Genomic DNA, 16,897 nt, shown 5'->3' on the forward strand with positions numbered 1-16,897 from the left:
CACGGATCTTCTCTTCGCAGACTGGGAGTCAACAATGAAGCTACAGGTCAATGAACGCGAACTGGAAGTGGATGCGCCCGCCGATATGCCGCTGTTGTGGGTCATTCGAGATCTCATGAGCATGACCGGCACCAAGTTCGGTTGCGGGATGGGCCTATGCGGCGCCTGCACCGTGCATATCGACGGCTCGCCCCAGCGCAGTTGCATCACGCCGGTCGGCGCCCTGGCCGGTAAAAAAATCACCACCATCGAAGGGCTGTCAGCCGATATCAGCCATCCGGTTCAGCGTGCCTGGACCGAACTGGATGTCGTCCAGTGCGGCTATTGCCAGTCCGGCCAGATCATGTCCGCCGTTGCATTGCTGGCCAGCAACCCCGCCCCCACCGACGCCGACATCGATCAGGCCATGGCCGGGAATATATGTCGCTGCGGTACGTACCAGCGCATTCGTTTGGCAATCCACCGCGCCGCCGAATTGAGCAAGGCCTGACCCCATCCTCTCAGCCACCTTTCAGCCAGGGAGTGCTCTGCAATGAATGCCGTGATTGTCTCTTCTCGTCGCAGTTTTCTTAAGTCTGGTGCCGTGCTCGGCAGTGGCCTGATTGTCGGTTTCACGGTGCCTGCCGGTAGACGCCTGATGGCGCAAGACCTCGAGTCCTCCGAGTTCGCGCCCAATGCATTTCTGCGCATAGCACCGGATGACAGCATCACTATTATGCTGGCTCATTCCGAGATGGGTCAGGGGGTCTGGACCACCCTGACCCTGCTCATCGCCGAAGAACTGGACGCTGACTGGAACACACTCAAGGTCGAGCATGCGCCGGCCGCCGCCGTCTATGCCAGCCCTCAGCGTGGGTTTCAGGCCACCGTCGGCTCTTCCAGCATTCGTGATGAGTTCGAGCGTTATCGCAGGGCGGGCGCAATGGCTCGGGCGCTGTTGATCCAGGCGGCTGCCATTCGTCTTGGCCAGCCACCCAGCGCATTACGCACAGAACATGGAGAGGTCATCGCCGGCAATACCCGTCTGCGTTATGGCGAACTGGCCGAACAGGCCGCCACACTCCCGGTGCCGGATCCAGCGACACTGTCCCTGAAAGATCCGGCTGCATGGACGCTGATCGGCAAGGGCGCCTTACGGCTGGACTCGCCAGAAAAGATCAGCGGTCGCGCGAAGTATGGCATCGACATCCAGTTCGACGGATTGCTCTGCGCCGTGGTTGCACGGGCGCCGACGCTCGGCGGCAGCGTCCGCACCTTCGATGCGACGCAGGCCAAGGCGCTGCCTGGCGTACGCCATGTGGTTCAGGTCCCCAGCGGCATTGCAGTCGTCGCTGATCATTACTGGGCAGCCAAGCGCGGGCGCGATGCGCTGCAAGTGCAGTGGGAGGCTGCAAGCGGCAGCGTCATCCTCGACAGCGACCAGCAACGTCAGGATTTAACCGCGCTGACCCACACACGGGGTCAAGTCGTCACGCAACGCGGCGAGGTGGACCACGCACAGAAGACTGCGGGCAAGGTCATCGAGATGGCGTACACCGTGCCCTACCTCGCGCACGCTACAATGGAGCCACTCAACTGCACCGTGAAGCTCAGCGACGACGGCTGTGACATCTGGGTCGGCAGCCAGATGCAAACGTTCAATCAACGAACCGCCGCAAAGATCACCGGTCTTGCCCCTGAGCAAATCCGTATTCACACCACGTTCCTGGGCGGCGGTTTTGGCAGGCGGGCCCTGCAGGATTTCATTGCCGAAGCGGTGGAGGTCGCCAAGGCGGTGAATGTGCCGGTGAAAACCCTCTGGAGCCGCGAGGACGACATGCAGGGTGGTTACTACCGTTCAGCCTTCGCACAACACCTGCGCGTTGCCTTGGGGCCGGACGGGCGACCGCTAGCCTGGTCGCAAACCACGGCGGGTCAGTCGATCTTTCCGGAGGCGCCGGGCATTCACCCGACATCGGTCGAAGGCATGAGCGACTCGCCCTACATCATGCGCAGCCCGGCCTATCGGGTCGAAGCGCACTCCCCCCGCTCGAACATTCCCGTGTGGTATTGGCGCTCCGTGGGACACAGCCACAACGCGTTCGTCATGGAGAGCGCGGTGGATGAACTGGCACACGCCGCCGGACAGGACCCACTGGCGTATCGGCGCCTGCTGCTTGAATCGGACCCACGGCACCTGGGCGTGTTGAACCTTGCTGCCGAACGCTTCGGTTGGGGGCGCACGCCAGCGCCGGGACGCGGTCACGGCCTCGCCGTGCATCAATCATTTGGCAGCTATTGTGCTCAGGCGGTGGAGGTTTCCATCGAAGCTGGGAATATCCGCGTTCATCGCGTGGTGTGCGCGATCGACTGCGGCATCCCGGTCAACCCTGACAACATCAAGGCACAGATGGAAAGCGCTATTGTCTTCGGTCTCAGCGCAGCGTTGTTCGGGCAGATGAGCATCAAGGAAGGCCGTATCCAACAGTCCAACTTTCACGATTACCGGGTACTGCGCATCAACGAAATGCCGCAGATCGAGGCGCATGTGCTGCCCAGCACCGAGAGCCCTGGCGGTGTGGGTGAACCCGCAACGCCCCCTATCGCTGCGGCGGTGGCCAACGCTGTCTTCGCGCTGACGGGGCAACGCTTGCGTGAACTGCCGTTGCGTCCATCGAGCAGTACATGAAGTGGATGACGTCAGGTCAGCGGGCCAAAGCGTTCGACATACAGGGCGCCCACCCACTCGACAAACACCTTGAGTCGCGGGGAGAGCTGGCGGTGATAGGGATACAACACCGAAACCGGGAGTCCGGGGCTGGGCCAATCGCCGAGGACCTCGACCAACTCACCTGACGCCAGGTATTGCTCCACGCGAAAGCGCGGCACCTGGATCAGTCCGCAGCCGTTCAACGCACAGCAGCAGTAAGACTCGGCATCATTCACTGAAATCCAGCCCCCCGGCTCCAGCTCGACCACTTGGCCGTCAATGACAAAGGTGAAGGGGTAGCGTATGTCGTGATTGCTGGCAAAGAAGCCCACGGCCTGGTGCTCAGCAAGCTGCTGTGGAAACGTCGGCGTGCCGTGTTCGGCCAGATAACCGGGGCTGGCACAGACGACTTCAGGCATCAACGCCAGTCGCTTGGCCACCAGCGAAGAATCACGCGGGTTACCTGCGCGTACCACGCAATCGACACCTTCGCTCACCAGGTCCACCAGCCGGTCACCGCTGCTGATAACCAGGTCGATTTCGGGGTAGCGCCGATGAAAATCCTGGATGTTCGGAAGGATGATCCGGGTCGCATGGGTCCCGTGCAAATCCAGACGCAAGGTGCCGCGCGGATTCGCCACGACGGTGCTGAGTGAAGACTCGGCGTCCTCCAGATCTGCGAGGACAGCCTTGCATCGTTCATAGAAGGCCTGGCCGTCGAGTGTCGGCCGCACCTGCCGGGTTGTACGCTCGAGCAGACGCGCACCGAGCTGCCGCTCCAGTTCCTTGATGGCCAGCGTCGCCGTAGCCCGCGGGATATTCAGACCATTGGCTGCACGAGTGAAACTGCCTTGCTCGATGATGCGGATGAACAGTTGCAAGGCATCGAATTTATCCATCGGGTGGCGCCCTTTTATTGCTGAGGGATGAACAGTCTTACCCGCGTTGCCTGACTAATCCATCCCTGCGAAGCAATCAGTATCACTTTTACGACGGCACAAGGTCCACCGTGCGCCGATTGTTTACGGGAGGTGAATTGTCATTGCAGTCACGTCGATTTATCCATCGGCAGGAAGACACCACACTGTCCTCGTCAACCTTTTGATAAAACGCCCCCAGGACATCATTCAGATGAAACCAACCTCTCATGCTCCCAACGCAGAACAGCCCTCGAAGCTGGTCATCCCGGCCCTGGGTATTTTTTATCAATGGGGCGAACCTCTCGCTTATGCGATGCTCAGGTTATGCCTGGGAATCATCATGGTGACCCATGGCTTGCCCAAGATATTGGGAACTTCACACGGCTCGATGGCGGACCCCATGGCGGGTTCGATTCACTTGATCGAAAACGTGCTGCATCTGCCATTCCCCGCGCTATTGGGCCTGTTCGTCGCCTGGCTTGAAGGCTTGGGTGGGTTGCTGCTGGCGCTAGGATTGGCCACCCGGCCATTGGCGGTGGCGATGGCCATACAGATGGCGTCGATCGCCTACATCCTTGGCCCGAACTGGCCCTGGATAGACCGTGGCATCGAATACCCGGTACTGATGGGCTTTCTTTTCACTTATATCGCCTTCAAGGGGGCCGGTCGTCACTCACTGGACCGGTTATGGGGCCGTGAATTCTGACGCCTGGTTATGTTTCAACGGCGCTGACGCCCACGCCCAGCGCCTGCTGCCGATTATCGGCACGCTGTCCCAGTTGCCATCCCAGATAGGCCCACAGCAGCGCGCAGCCAGCGCCAATCAGCGCCGCCAGGCCGGTGCCCTGCCCCAGCATGTCGAGCAGGCTCTTGGCCCAACCGCTCACCGCATCACCACCGCGATAAACCACGGTGTCGATGAAGTTCTTGGCCTTGTACTTACTTTCGGCATCCAAGGGGGCAAACAGCATTTCCCTACCCGGTCGGACGAATGCGTATTCACCGATTCGTCGCACGATCATCAATGCTGCAAGCAGCGCGAAACCAGGGGCCAGCGCAAGGCCCACGAACCCGATGCACATGAGCAGCGGCACGATCGCCAGTAACGCCCGCACCCCCAGCTTCGGCGCAATGCGCCCGGTGATGAACAACTGAGACACCAGGGCGCCTGCCTGCACGATGAAGTCAATGGTGCCGAAAACCCGGACCTGCGCTTCGCGACTCGGAAAATGTTCGGCCACCAGGCGAGCCTGTTCGAAGTAGAGAAAGGTGCTGACCGTCGCCAATAACACGACGAACCCGGCAATCCCTAGCAGGTAGGGTGACTTGAGTACCGCCGTCAAACCGCTGAACGGATTGCCCTGCAGTGGCTGCCCAGGGCTTTGCGTCGGTGCCGCACCAGGCCGACCAGCCCCGCCCTTTTCGCGCCAGCCCATCAGCGCCCGCTTCAATACAAACGTGACACCGAGCAACAGGGCCGCCAGAAACATCAACCCCGATGCGCCGATGGCATCAATGAGTGCCGCGCTCAGGGCCGGCCCCAGCAGGCCGCCGACGCTGGCGCCGGCAGCGATGAAGGCAAATAGACGCTTGGCCTGTTCACTGTCGAATACATCCGCCATCAGGCTCCAGGCCACGGACACCACGAACAGGTTATAAACCGATATCCACACGTAAAAAGTACGGGCCAGCCAGACGCTGTCCGATTGGAACTCGAACAGTTCAACGAACATCAGCAAGTTGATTCCGAAGAAGCCGTACACCCAATCGACCAGACGCAGGCGCGGGACCCGGGAACTGACCCAGGCAAACAACGGAACGGCCGCCAGCATCACCAGGAAAGTGGCAGTGAACAGCCATTGCAGGTTCTCCACGCCCGCCGCAATGCCCATCGATTCACGTATTGGGCGCAACATGAAATAGCCGGTGAAGAGGCAGAGAAACAACAAGAACCCGTACAGCGCCGGACGCAGCTCATCGTCATGGGCGTTAAGGGCGAGGCTCAGCCGATGCAAGTAGGAAGACGCACTCATGGAAACTCCTGAAAGGCGGCAACAGGCCAGAGTGGGCACGGAGCGGATTGCCGTGCCCAAGGTTTGATCAGCGGTAGGTGACGCCAGTCAGTCGCTCGGAGACGGTCCAGAGCCGTTCGGCATCCGCCTCATGGGTGGCGGACGGCGGCATCCTGGCGAAGCCCAGCGGGCCGCGTTTTTCCTCGTCGCCGGTCGGGCCGTAATAGGCACCGCCAACCGCCTCAGGCGCGGTGGCGGCATACAGCGTGGGCAGCGCCCCCTGTGCGGCTGAATGGTATTCGTCGCGATCCTTGGCCCATCGCTGGCCGAACTCGCTGTTCAGACCCGGACCACGCGCGACCAACTCAGTGACGGCGACGCCTGGATGCGCAGCGATACTGCGAATGTTCCAGCCCGCGTCTTCGCTGCGCTGCTGCAAGGCAAAAGTCCAGTGCAGGATCGCCAGTTTGGACTGCGCGTAGGCGACCAAAGGCTGGTACTGCTGCTCGGCCTGCAGGTCGTCGAAGTTCATGGCTCCACGAGCGGCGGCGATGCTGGAAAGGCTCACCACGCGGGCGTCCTGGCTTTGACGTAACAACGGCACCAGCAGGCCGGTCAGCGCGAAGTGCCCCAGGTAGTTGGTCGCCAACTGGAGCTCGAAGCCGTCCGCGGAGGTGCCCCGCTCAGGAGGCGCCATGACGGCGGCATTGTTGATCAACACATCCAGGCGCGGCAGTCTCTGATTGAGACGCTGGGCCAGGCTGCGTACCGATGAAAGATTGGCCAGATCCACGGCCTCGAACTGCACCTTGGCGTCGGGTACGGACTTTTTGATTTGCGCGATGGCCTGCGCGCCACGCTCCGGGTTGCGCGCAGCAATGATGACGTCGGCGCCGGCCCGCGCCAGTGCCAGTGCGTCCTCGTACCCCATGCCGCTCGTGCCGCCGGTGATCAGGACAATTCGACCTTTCTGGGACGGCATGTCGCGGGTCGACCAGTCCGGTTTCGGCGCGGCGCGACTGGACGCATCGATACTGACCGCGCTTAGCAGCACGGCACCAACGGTCAGTGTTCGAGCCAGTTTTACCAGTCGGCTCAAGGTATTCGAAAGGCCAGTTTCGGTTGCTGCAATTCTGATGCGCATGGTTGAGCTCTCTGTTTGGATGAAGAACCGGTACCGCAGAACGGTCACTGGAGCACGCACACCTCAGACTGCTTCAGAAAGCTGACGCGCTCGGTGACTCCTTGCGTATTCACGTAGGTCATCTTTGCGCGCACGACCTCGCACACCCGCGACTTCGGTTCTTCAATGCGGATGACCCTGGCGATGTCCAGCGGCATGCCATATTCGTAGGCAGGCACATCCGCTTTCTCTTCGGCAAACAGCGGCAAACCGCTCAGAGTGGTGAATGCCAGAAGACTGGCGATCGACACGTTTCGAATGTTCATAGTGGACTCCACGACTGTCCTTACCGGGATGGTCGTAGCACTCTAGGGAGGGGAGCCTGACGTCAAGGTGACTGCTGACTGACAGGAAGATGTCAAACGCCGGCGAGCCACGCCGGCCATCGGGTGATGGCGACTAGCGGGCTGCCTGGCTGGTCAGGGAAAATCCAAAGGTATTGAAGCCATTTTTGCTGTGGGCGAACACACGTCCACCGTGCATGGACGCTACTGCGCGCACAATGGACAGGCCCAGGCCATGGTGCGCGTCGCTTCGCGCCCGGGCGACATCGGCGCGATAGAAGCGCTCGAACAAGTGCTGCAGGTGCACGTCGTCAATGGGCTCACCGGCATTGGAAACGCTCACCCTGGCCTGCACGCCATGGCGTTCCAGGCCTACAGTGATGGTGCTCTGCGGCACCGCGTATCGCGCCGCGTTCTGCAGCAGATTGGCCAAAGAACGGTGAAAAAGGCGTCGGTCGATGCATACGCGCATGTCGCCGTTGATCACCACGTGCAGCTGTTTGTCGTGCAAGACGGGCTCCAGGTATTCCACCGTCTTTGACGCCTCCTCGTAGAGCGAGACATCACTGAGCTCGGTTGCACGCTGCCCGCTTTCAGCACCTGCCAGGAACAGCATGTCATTGACGATGGTGCCCATGCGTTCAAGCTCTTCCAGATTCGATTGCAGCAGATCCTGAAGCTCAGCCACATCACGCCCGTGCGCCAACGCGACCTGGGTCTGCCCGATCAGATTGGTCAGCGGTGTTCGCAACTCATGGGCCACATTGGCGTTGAACCCTTCGAGCTGGCACCAGGCGGCCTCCTGGCGAGCCAGGGCGCCGTTGAACGACACCGCCAACTCCTGCAATTCGCCAGGCAGCGACTCGGTGTCCAGTCGCTGCTTCGAATCCCCCGGCGGCAGGCTGTTGGCCTGACGGCTCAGCCGCCTGACCGGCCCCAGGCCGAAACGCGCGATCCAGTAACCCAGCAGCGCGACCAGTACGACGCCCAGCGCCGAAGTCAGGATCAGTGTCCTGGTGAAATGGTCCAGGGTCTTCATGAATGGCGTTGAATCGAGCCCCACGATAAAGCGCAACTCCGGGCGATTACCCATGGCGGAGATGGTCTTGACTTGCAGCACCATGGGACGATGCCGGTCGGGTATCGCCATGCTGAAGAATCCATCCGGGCGCTTGGACCAATCCTGGCCGTCCGGCATCGCCCCGCCATAGCTGTAGGCCGGGTCGTCAACCAGGACCCAATAACGCACCCGCTCATCCGTGGGCGTCAGGCCATCCAGCTTTTCACGCAAGCCGACCCAAAACGCCGGCGAATCGTATTTTGCGAGCACGGGATCAAGTACGGAATGGCGCAGGATCAACTCGTTTTGCATCTGATCTTCGAGCGATGTCTTCAAGGAACAGCGCAGCAGCGTCGCGCTGATCGCGGTGATCGCGGTGATCAGCATGACCGAAAGCGCAAACATCAGGGCGAGCCGCTTGGCTATTGATCCTTTCATCATGGCGTACCATTTTGTCTGCCATCGGCTTCACGGCTTTCCAGTACATAGCCCATGCCACGGACGGTATGCAGCAGCTTGCGTGGATAAGGCGCATCCACTTTAGCTCGCACACGCTTGATCGCAACTTCGACCACGTTGGCATCACTGTCGAAATTCATGTCCCAGACCTGCTCGGCAATCATCAGTTTGGAAAGGATCTCTCCCTGGTGCCGCGCCAGAAGGCTCAACAGACAGAACTCCTTGGCCGTCAGGTCCAGCCGCAGCCCGGCCCTGGTCACCTTTCGCGCTTGCAGGTCGACCTCCAGGTCGTCGATGCGCAGATGGGTCAGGTCAGCCGTGTCCGCGGTGCGACGACGGATCAATGCCTGGACGCGCGCGACCAGCTCGGCAAAGGAAAAGGGTTTGCCGAGGTAGTCATCAGCGCCCTCTCGCAGGCCCCTTACGCGATCATCCACCGTCCCCCTGGCCGACAACATGATGACCGGGGTTTTCTTCTGCTGGCGCAAGCCCTCCAGTACGCCATAACCGTCCTTGCCCGGTAACATGACATCCAGGATCACGACGTCATATTCCATTTCCAGCGCGTAGTGCAGCCCATCGATGCCGTTACTCGCCACATCAACAATGTAGCCGAGCTCACTCAGGCCACGATGCACATAGGAGGACGTCTTTTCTTCGTCCTCGACGATGAGCAAGCGCATCAGGTAATTCCTCTCGAGAAGCGGGACAACCAGGCAAACACAGGGGCCCAGGTTTGCATTATTTTTGCACAGGACCGGCAAGGTAGCCTGTAGGTACCACCCGCCAGTCTAGACAATCAAGGTGTCCGCAAACTGACCGCTTCCTGACATTCTTGTCAGAATAGCCTGACAAGCATGCTCAAAGGGCTGCGCAGGTGGCCCGTTCGGATCCCTTGGGTGTGTGTGGGCGGATCCACCGCTGGACATCATCCAGGCAGGTAAACACCACCGGTACCACCAGCAGGCTCAGCAACGTCGAAGTCACCAGCCCCCCCAGCACCACGATGGCCATTGGCGCCCGAAAACCCGGATCGGCGCCCCAGCCTAGCGCGATCGGCATCATGCCCGCCCCCATTGCCACCGTCGTCATGATGATGGGCCGGACCCGCTTGCTGCAGGCGTCGATGATCGCGTCCCAGCGATCCAGGCCATGGTGGCGGCGCGCCAGAATGATGTAGTCGATCAGCAGGATCGAGTTCTTCGTCGCAATCCCCATCAGCATGATCAGGCCGATCATCGATGGCATCGACAGCGCCGACTGGCTGGCGAAAAGCGCCAGGATCGCACCGGGAACGCAGAGCACGAGTGCGACGAGGACCGTCAGCGGTTGCACGAAATCCTTGAGCAACAACACCAGCACCATGTAGATGCACAACACGCCCGTCAGCATGGCGATACCGAAACCCGAGGCAAGCTCGCCCATTGCTTCGGCATCCCCCCTGGATGTCTGCACAACACCCGGCGGCAGGTCCCGCAAACTCGGCAGCGAAAGCACAGCCTGCTCGATGTCACCCAGCGGTTGGCCGTTCGTCTCGATTTCGAAATTGATGTTGCGCATGCGGTCGTAACGCACAATTTGCGCCGAGCCACTCCCGACTTCGAGGGTCGCGACGCTTTCCAACGGTACCGGGCCACGAGCGCCGGTTACCGGCAGACGCTTGAGTAGCTCGATGTCCTGACGAGCGGCAGCGGACAGGCGCACGACAATCGGCACTTGCCGCTCGCTGAAATTGAGCTTGGCCAGCTCCTGGTCATAGTCGCCAAGCGTGGCAACACGCAGCGTGTCAGCGATGTCCGCCGATGTCACGCCAAGGTCGGCCGCGCGCGCAAAGTCGGGCCGCACGATCAGTTCGGGACGTACCAGGCTGGCGTTCGAGGTGACCGCGCCAATCTGCGGGAGGGTACGCAACTCCCGCTCCACCTTCTGCGCGTGTCGGGCGAGCGCCGGACCCTCCTCGCCGGCGAGAACAAGCTGGTAGCTTTCCGACTCGTCCATTGCGACCTTGACACGCGCGCCGGGAAGGATGGCGAGTGCCTCACGCAGCTGGTTTTCGATCTGCTGCTTGCTCAGCCCGGGTCGGTCATTGCGGTGCGTCAGTTCAAGGGTCAAGACGGCCGTACGAACATTGGCGCCGGAACTGTCGGATTGCTCGGTCGGGTCGGCCGCAGCATTGCCAGCGCCGATGGCGGTATAAACCTTCTTCACATGCCGGTTTTGCTCGGCAATTCCTCGTGCCCGTTCGGCAAGCAGCAGCGTGTCATTCAGCTTGCTGCCGGGGGCGAGCGTCAGCGTCACTTGCGTGTGCCAGTCGTCGTCGGGTGGAATGAAGGTGCTCGGCAGCAATGGTGCAAGCAGCAGCGCGCCGACAAAAAACAGCGCCGCGGTGGCGAGCGTCAATACGCGATGGCCCAGGCACCAACGTACCCAGCACAGATACACGCTCACCCATCGTGACTTCTGGTGGGGTGGGTGCTTCGGTGTACGGAGCAGGTAGGCCGACATCATCGGCGTCAGCAGGCGAGCCACCACCAGGGAGAAGAACACAGCGGTCGCCGCCGTCCAGCCGAATTGAACGAAGAACTGACCGACAGTGCCGCTCATAAATGCGGTGGGCAGGAACACAGCGATGAGCGTGAACGTCGTGGCAATCACCGCCAACCCGATTTCGTCGGCAGCGTCCATGGCGGCCTGATAGGGTTTCTTACCCATCTGCAGATGGCGTCCGATGTTCTCGACTTCGACGATGGCATCGTCCACCAGAACGCCGATCACCAACGACAGTGACAGCAGCGTTACGGTGTTGAGGGTGAACCCCATCCAGTGCATCACGGCGAATGTCGGTATCGCCGAGAGAGGCAAAGCGACGGCCGAAACGAACGTCGCCCGCCAGTCCCGCAGAAACAGGAACACCACCAGCACCGCAAGCGCTGCCCCCTCGTAGAGCAAATGCAACGACCCGTCGTAGTTCTCGATCACCGGATCGACCCAGTTGAACGCCTGAGCAATGACGATACCGGGATGTCGGGCAATGAGCGTATCGAGCGCTGCGCGTACCCCTTTGTCGACGTCCACTTCACCGGCCCCTCTTGCACGGGCGATTTCAAAACCGACCACCGGCTTGCCGTTCAGCAGCGCCGCCGAGCGCGGTTCGGCGACGGTATCGGAGACAGTACCGACCTGGTCGAGCCGAATGCGCCGGCCATCGCTCAACGTGATCTCAAGCGCGGCAACCTCTTGCGCCGACTGCACGGTGGCGATGGTGCGCACTGTCTGCTCGACATCGCCCAGCTCGACCCTGCCGCCCGATACCTCTTGCTGGACGCGGCGCAGTTGACGAGAGATGTCCAAGGCCGAGGTGTTCAGGGCCAGAAGGCGAACCGGGTCCAGATCGATGCGTATTTCCCGGGTTACACCACCGACACGTGTGACTGCACCGACCCCGGGAACCGCCAGCAAGGTTTTGCTGAGGGTGTTGTCAACGAACCACGACAGTGACTCAGCCTCCATGTGGCTCGCGGAAACTGTGTAAGTCAGGATCGGAGAACTGACAAAGTCGACTTTTCTGATCACCGGGTCGCGCAAATCGGCCGGGAGATCGGCCCGTACCCGTGAAACCGCGTCGCGCACGTCATCGAGCGCTTCCTGCAGCGGTTTCTCCAGGCGAAACTCGACCGTGACTTGCGCATTGCCATCCGTCAACGTGCTCTGAATGTGCTTGACGCCCTGCACCGTCGCCAGGGAGTCCTCGATCCTGCGGACGACATCATTCTCCAGTTGTACGGGCGAAGCCCCTGGCAGCTCGACCGAGACGGTGACCATGGGAAAATCGATGTCGGGGAAGTTCTGGACCTTCATCGCCCGAAAACCCATCAGGCCTGCAAATGTCAGCAAGATAAACAACAGGATTGACGGCGTCGGATTGCGAATCGCCCACGACGATACATTAAGCCTCATGGCGCGCTCCGGCTCACTTCGCTGACGACAACCGAGCCGGAACCGGACGCTGCTCGCGCCGGCTCCACGGCGGGCGGTTCCTGGACGACCCGGACCAGATCGCCATCGCTGAGAAAGCCAACGCCGGCCACGACCACCTGGGCCGTCGCATCGATCCCGCCGCTGATTGCGATGCGATCCCCGGCACGCGGCCCCACCGTCACCCGTTTCTGGACAACCCTGGATGTCGGCCCTACTTGCAATACATAACTGAAACCGTCGCGTTGCAACACGGCACTCTGCGGTAACGTCAACAGGCGCGCCACGCCAACTTCAAAATCGCCCTGAGCAAACATGCCGGCACGCGCCGCGCCGTCCGCAGGCAGGTCGACGAACACCAAGCCGTTGCGGGTTTGCATATCGACCATGGGCGCGACCCTTCGCAGCGTGCCTTCGACTGGCGCGCCGCTGGCGAGGGTCACCCGTGCAGGCTGACCCGGCTTGAGTTTCACCAGCTCAGATGCCGCGACTTCTGCGCGCCACTCAAGTCGCGCGTTACGAATCAGACGAAACAGCTCTTCACCGGCAGGCAGTACGGCGCCAACCGTTGCGCTGCGGGCCGAAATCACGCCGTCGTCGGGCGCCAACACCCGAGTCTGGGCGAGGCGCAGGTGCTGCACCCTCTCCACCGCCCTGCTCGCTTTGAGTCGCGCGTGAGCCGTACGCTCTGCCGTCACGTACTGGTGAATCTGCTGGGCCGACAGCGCGCCGTCGGCTTGCAGCTCCCGGGCACGCTGGGCGTTGGCGGCGGCTTCAGCGAGTGTCGCACGCGCTTCGGCGGTCGCGGCGCGACTTTGCGACAGCTCGGCGGCCACCGTGTCAGATGCGAACACGGCGAGCACCTCGCCCCGCCGAACCAGGTCGCCGACATTCACTTTGACCTCGGCCAGTCGCAGACCATCCGCCTCGGTCCCGACACTGGCTTCCTGCCAAGCCATGATGTTGCCGTTTGCGCGGACCCGGATCGGTAGCATGGCCGGCTGGAGCGTCGTGACGGTCACCGTGAGCGCCGGCCTGGGCGACGCTTGCCCCTTACCGCGGTCGTGCGCCTCATTCGTGGGCCAGACTGCCAGCGCTGTCATCGCGCCAATGATTGAGCAAAGCGTCGTCACGACAATCAGTAACGTGTGCCGTGTTTTTCTTTTCATGGAGATCGAATTCCTGCGCAAGGTATCGCTGATCGCAACGCTCGCGGGGTGCTGGTCGGCGCGTCGCGCGCTGAGGCGTCACACTCCCATTTGGCGTGGTTGCCTCGGGGTGCCCACTATCGGATAGGGAACCTTTCGCGACTCTTACCAGGAAGAAAATCGATGCCGGTCGATGGGTAAGTGTCCAGTAAGAAGAACTTTTCGACGATAGGGTCGTTTTCATCCTATTGATCTGGAGAACCCCATGCATTGCACGCCCCTGTTTACCTCTACAGCTTCAAGTGCAACCCGGTTGAGCGCCACCTCGTCAGCCCTGGTGCTCGGTCTGTGCTCATCCATGGCCGCCCTCGCTGCTGAGTCCGCCAACGCCGAGTCGACTTCATCCTGGGGCCTTGGCATGGGGGCGGTCAGCAGCCAGCAACCGTACAAGGGCGTCGACCGTGAAAGCCAGGCCATACCGCTGATCTACTTTGAAAATGACTACGTGCGAGTATTTGGCCCTACCGCCGAGATCAAGCTGCCGGGTTTTACGATCAACGACTCCCAGCAACTGGATCTGAGCATCGTCGGTGAATACGACTTCAGTGGTTATGACGACGACGATGCCCGGTTCCTTGATGGCATGAGCGACCGTAAAGGTGGCTTCTGGGCGGGCGCCAAGGTCCAGTGGCGCAACCCTCTGGCCGATGTCAGCGCCCAGTGGCTGGCGGACGTATCGGGCAACAGCAAGGGCCAGCGCTTCACCCTGGGTCTGGAGAGATCCTGGCAATGGGGTGAACACCTCACGCTCACGCCACGAATGGCGGCGATATGGCAGGACCAGAAGTACGTTGATTATTATTTTGGCGTTCGCGAAAGTGAAGCTCGCATCGATCGAGCGGCCTATGATGGGAAATCCGGTCTCAGTACCGAACTTGGCGTTCGTGGAAACTATATGTTCGATGACCATCACTCCGTATTCCTTGACCTCAAGGCCACGAGCCTCGCCGATGAGATCAAGGACAGCCCGCTGGTAGACCGATCTACCGAAAACAGCGTGCTCTTCGGCTACCTGTACCGCTTCTGATGAGCCGCATTCTGTTGGTCGAAGACCACGAACGATTGGCGCATCTGGTGTGCAAAGGCCTGGCGAGCGCCGGCATCGCCGTCGACGTAGTCAATCGCATCGATGGCGCGTGGGCGGCTATCGGGCGGGTCCCGTACCAGGCGCTGATTCTTGATCGAGGGTTACCGGACGGCGACGGGCTCGTGTTGCTGCAGCGGTTGCGCAACGCCGGGCTTGGCGTGCCCTGCCTTGTCCTTACGGCGCGCGACGCGCTGCATGACCGTGTCGCAGGCCTTGATGCTGGGGCAGATGACTATTTGCCCAAGCCGTTCGCCATGGATGAGATGGTCGCGCGCGTGCGGGCCTTGCTAAGGCGTCCCGTGGACTGTCGTCCACTGGCGCCGAGTCATGGTGACCTGAGCCTGCAACCCGATATCGGCGTCATGAGCTGTGCCAGTCAAAGCATCCCTCTCGCGCCGGCGGAAATGCAGATCATGTTGTTGCTTTTGCGCAAGCCAGGGGAAATCGTGCGTCGCACCGCGATAGAAGCGGCAGGCTGGGGCTTGAGCGAAGCCGTCACGCCTAACGCACTGGATGTGGCGCTTCACCGGATCCGCCGCAAGCTGCTTGCCATTGGCTCCCGCCATCGAATTGTCAACCTCAGAGGTCTCGGATATGCCCTTCGTCAAGAGGACGTGGCGCAATAGCATCAGCTTCAAGGTGCTGCTCGCCTACATTGTCGGCGTGGGGTTGAGCATCCTGCTGATTGCATTGGGAGTGCTCGCACTCGTCACGTCAAAGAGCGATATTTTATTGACCACGGACGTCGCCGAACGCACCCATGAACTGGCCAGCAAGCTCCAGTTCGATGCCACTGGCCGGCCCATCGGATTCGACAGCAGTGAGGGTGACCGAGTCTGGACCTTCGACAGTCTGGGGCGGGAAATCGGCCTCCGCGTGCTGGATTCAACGGGCAATGTGGCCCTGACCTCCACCGAAGCGACGTTTTGGTCTTCCGTTGCAACGAATCCGCCATTGGAACAGCCGAGATTCAAATTCGAGCGTGAAGGCATCGTCATGTACGCCGCCACCGCGCCTGTCGAGCATCAAGGCAAGACCTGGTATCTACAGTTCGCCGCCAGCGAAAGGCTAATGGATTTGCTCCATGGGGGATTTGCCTGGCCATTCATGGGGGCCGGGATCGCGCTGTTCAGCCTGGTGCTGCTGTTCGTCTTCGGCGCCTGCGCTTACTTCACACTGGGCTACACCCTCAAACCCTTGCGTGAAGTGTCGGAGTCAGCGGCTGCCATCTCCCCTCGCTCCCTGCACTCCCGGTTGCAGGTAAAAACCGTGCCGTCCGAGGTCGAGCCGCTGGTCACCAGCTTCAATCAAGCGCTAGCGCGCCTGGAGCAGGGCTATCGTGTCCAGCAGGAGTTTCTTGCAACCGCAGCGCACGAGTTGAAAACACCGCTGGCGCTGATTCGCGCACAAATCGAACTGATGCACGACCATCACGCGCGCAACGCCCTGCTCAACGACGTGGCGCATATGACCCGGCAAGTTCACCAACTGCTGCACCTTACCGAAGCCAGTGAAGCGCAGAACTACAGTTTGGCCACGGTGGAAATAGCCGATGTCGCCCGGGAAGCCTCCGGCTATCTGCAGCGTATGGCCGAGGCCGTCGACGTACGTCTCGTTCTGGTTGACGAGACTACTGACGGCGGCCAATGGCAGGCCGATCGGAGCGCGCTCTTCACGTTGCTCAAGAATCTGCTGGAAAATGCCATTCAACATGCCCCCCGAAGTACTGAGGTCAGGATGCACGTCAGCGCGGGCGCACTCAGGGTGCGCGATTGGGGACCCGGCGTTGATCGCGAGCAATTGCCGCACTTATTCACTCGCTTCTGGCGGGGGCCGCATCGCCGTGATCACGGCGCGGGGCTTGGCCTGACTATCTGCCAGGAAATTGCCCGGGCCCATGGCTGGACGCTGTCTGCAAAGCGAGCGGAGCCGGGCCTGCTGTTTGAGTTGTCTCGGCCGGAGCGGTTGGATGACCCTGCCCGGCTTTGAGTACCCGCGCTCGTGCGAATACCCCGCCGGG

The 16,897-nt window shown here is 61.2% G+C and carries 14 protein-coding genes; 6 read left to right on the forward strand and 8 right to left on the reverse strand.

The window, feature by feature from the left end; all coding sequences use genetic code 11:
* Nucleotides 1-34 precede the first annotated feature (34 nt).
* The gene (locus MA884_RS01355; RefSeq protein WP_256228601.1) at nt 35-490 is read left to right on the forward strand and encodes a (2Fe-2S)-binding protein; all 456 of its coding nucleotides are present in this window, start codon (nt 35-37) and stop codon (nt 488-490) included.
* 42 nt (nt 491-532) lie between these two features.
* Entirely contained in the window at nt 533-2,668 is a 2,136-nt protein-coding gene (locus MA884_RS01360) for a xanthine dehydrogenase family protein molybdopterin-binding subunit (protein ID WP_256228602.1), read from the forward strand.
* A gap of 11 nt (nt 2,669-2,679) precedes the next feature.
* Here the strand turns inward: MA884_RS01360 and MA884_RS01365 are convergent, their stop codons facing one another.
* Entirely contained in the window at nt 2,680-3,588 is a 909-nt protein-coding gene (locus MA884_RS01365) for a LysR family transcriptional regulator (RefSeq protein WP_256228603.1), read from the reverse strand.
* A gap of 232 nt (nt 3,589-3,820) precedes the next feature.
* On the opposite strand from MA884_RS01365, the gene MA884_RS01370 reads away from it, so the two are divergent.
* Nucleotides 3,821-4,315 carry a DoxX family protein gene (locus MA884_RS01370; RefSeq protein WP_256228604.1) on the forward strand — a complete coding sequence of 165 codons (495 nt, stop codon included), beginning with the start codon at nt 3,821-3,823 and terminating at the stop codon, nt 4,313-4,315.
* Nucleotides 4,316-4,322: 7 nt separating this feature from the next.
* Here the strand turns inward: MA884_RS01370 and MA884_RS01375 are convergent, their stop codons facing one another.
* The 7 genes from MA884_RS01375 to MA884_RS01405 form a co-directional block, all read right to left on the reverse strand.
* Nucleotides 4,323-5,642 (reverse strand): NTP/NDP exchange transporter, encoded by a 1,320-nt coding sequence (locus MA884_RS01375; RefSeq protein ID WP_256228605.1) that lies wholly within the window; start codon nt 5,640-5,642, stop codon nt 4,323-4,325.
* Between the two features lie 67 nt (nt 5,643-5,709).
* Nucleotides 5,710-6,765, reverse strand: coding sequence for an oxidoreductase (locus MA884_RS01380; RefSeq protein WP_256228606.1), 1,056 nt, complete (start codon nt 6,763-6,765; stop codon nt 5,710-5,712).
* Nucleotides 6,766-6,809: 44 nt separating this feature from the next.
* A complete protein-coding gene (locus MA884_RS01385) occupies nt 6,810-7,070 on the reverse strand; it encodes a DUF2790 domain-containing protein (RefSeq protein WP_256228607.1) in 261 nt (86 codons plus the stop codon).
* 133 nt (nt 7,071-7,203) lie between these two features.
* On the reverse strand, nt 7,204-8,586 hold the full coding sequence (locus tag MA884_RS01390) for a heavy metal sensor histidine kinase (RefSeq protein ID WP_256228608.1): 1,383 nt from the start codon (nt 8,584-8,586) through the stop codon (nt 7,204-7,206).
* Entirely contained in the window at nt 8,586-9,290 is a 705-nt protein-coding gene (locus tag MA884_RS01395) for a heavy metal response regulator transcription factor (RefSeq protein WP_256228609.1), read from the reverse strand. Before MA884_RS01395 ends, MA884_RS01390 begins: the two co-directional genes overlap by 1 nt.
* Nucleotides 9,291-9,468: 178 nt before the next feature.
* The gene (locus tag MA884_RS01400) at nt 9,469-12,564 is read right to left on the reverse strand and encodes an efflux RND transporter permease subunit (protein WP_256228610.1); all 3,096 of its coding nucleotides are present in this window, start codon (nt 12,562-12,564) and stop codon (nt 9,469-9,471) included.
* Nucleotides 12,561-13,751: an efflux RND transporter periplasmic adaptor subunit gene (locus tag MA884_RS01405; RefSeq protein ID WP_256228611.1), complete on the reverse strand. Its 1,191-nt coding sequence runs from the start codon at nt 13,749-13,751 to the stop codon at nt 12,561-12,563. The genes MA884_RS01400 and MA884_RS01405 overlap by 4 nt, the downstream gene beginning before the upstream one ends.
* Before the next feature lie 244 nt (nt 13,752-13,995).
* Between MA884_RS01405 and MA884_RS01410 the strand changes: the two genes are divergently transcribed.
* Genes MA884_RS01410 through MA884_RS01420 form a run of 3 tightly spaced genes read left to right on the forward strand, consistent with a single transcriptional unit; the run spans nt 13,996 to nt 16,866 of the window.
* Complete coding sequence (locus MA884_RS01410; RefSeq protein WP_256228612.1) at nt 13,996-14,817, forward strand: MipA/OmpV family protein; 822 nt, start codon at nt 13,996-13,998, stop codon at nt 14,815-14,817.
* Entirely contained in the window at nt 14,817-15,503 is a 687-nt protein-coding gene (locus MA884_RS01415) for a response regulator transcription factor (RefSeq protein WP_256228613.1), read from the forward strand. The genes MA884_RS01410 and MA884_RS01415 overlap by 1 nt, the downstream gene beginning before the upstream one ends.
* On the forward strand, nt 15,472-16,866 hold the full coding sequence (locus tag MA884_RS01420; protein ID WP_256228614.1) for a HAMP domain-containing sensor histidine kinase: 1,395 nt from the start codon (nt 15,472-15,474) through the stop codon (nt 16,864-16,866). Before MA884_RS01415 ends, MA884_RS01420 begins: the two co-directional genes overlap by 32 nt.
* The last annotated feature ends 31 nt before the right edge of the window (nt 16,867-16,897 follow it).

Source organism: Pseudomonas sp. Q11 (assembly GCF_024494355.1).
Lineage (GTDB): Bacteria > Pseudomonadota > Gammaproteobacteria > Pseudomonadales > Pseudomonadaceae > Aquipseudomonas > Aquipseudomonas hefeiensis.

Bases quoted from the DNA above. Each gene is read 5' to 3' on its own strand.
- MA884_RS01355 (WP_256228601.1), top strand. From the start codon at position 35: ATGAAGCTACAGGTCAATGAACGCGAACTGGAAGTGGATGCGCCCGCC.
- MA884_RS01360 (WP_256228602.1), top strand. From the start codon at position 533: ATGAATGCCGTGATTGTCTCTTCTCGTCGCAGTTTTCTTAAGTCTGGT.
- MA884_RS01365 (WP_256228603.1), bottom strand. From the start codon at position 3,588: ATGGATAAATTCGATGCCTTGCAACTGTTCATCCGCATCATCGAGCAA.
- MA884_RS01370 (WP_256228604.1), top strand. From the start codon at position 3,821: ATGAAACCAACCTCTCATGCTCCCAACGCAGAACAGCCCTCGAAGCTG.
- MA884_RS01375 (WP_256228605.1), bottom strand. From the start codon at position 5,642: ATGAGTGCGTCTTCCTACTTGCATCGGCTGAGCCTCGCCCTTAACGCC.
- MA884_RS01380 (WP_256228606.1), bottom strand. From the start codon at position 6,765: ATGCGCATCAGAATTGCAGCAACCGAAACTGGCCTTTCGAATACCTTG.
- MA884_RS01385 (WP_256228607.1), bottom strand. From the start codon at position 7,070: ATGAACATTCGAAACGTGTCGATCGCCAGTCTTCTGGCATTCACCACT.
- MA884_RS01390 (WP_256228608.1), bottom strand. From the start codon at position 8,586: ATGAAAGGATCAATAGCCAAGCGGCTCGCCCTGATGTTTGCGCTTTCG.
- MA884_RS01395 (WP_256228609.1), bottom strand. From the start codon at position 9,290: ATGCGCTTGCTCATCGTCGAGGACGAAGAAAAGACGTCCTCCTATGTG.
- MA884_RS01400 (WP_256228610.1), bottom strand. From the start codon at position 12,564: ATGAGGCTTAATGTATCGTCGTGGGCGATTCGCAATCCGACGCCGTCA.
- MA884_RS01405 (WP_256228611.1), bottom strand. From the start codon at position 13,751: ATGAAAAGAAAAACACGGCACACGTTACTGATTGTCGTGACGACGCTT.
- MA884_RS01410 (WP_256228612.1), top strand. From the start codon at position 13,996: ATGCATTGCACGCCCCTGTTTACCTCTACAGCTTCAAGTGCAACCCGG.
- MA884_RS01415 (WP_256228613.1), top strand. From the start codon at position 14,817: ATGAGCCGCATTCTGTTGGTCGAAGACCACGAACGATTGGCGCATCTG.
- MA884_RS01420 (WP_256228614.1), top strand. From the start codon at position 15,472: ATGCCCTTCGTCAAGAGGACGTGGCGCAATAGCATCAGCTTCAAGGTG.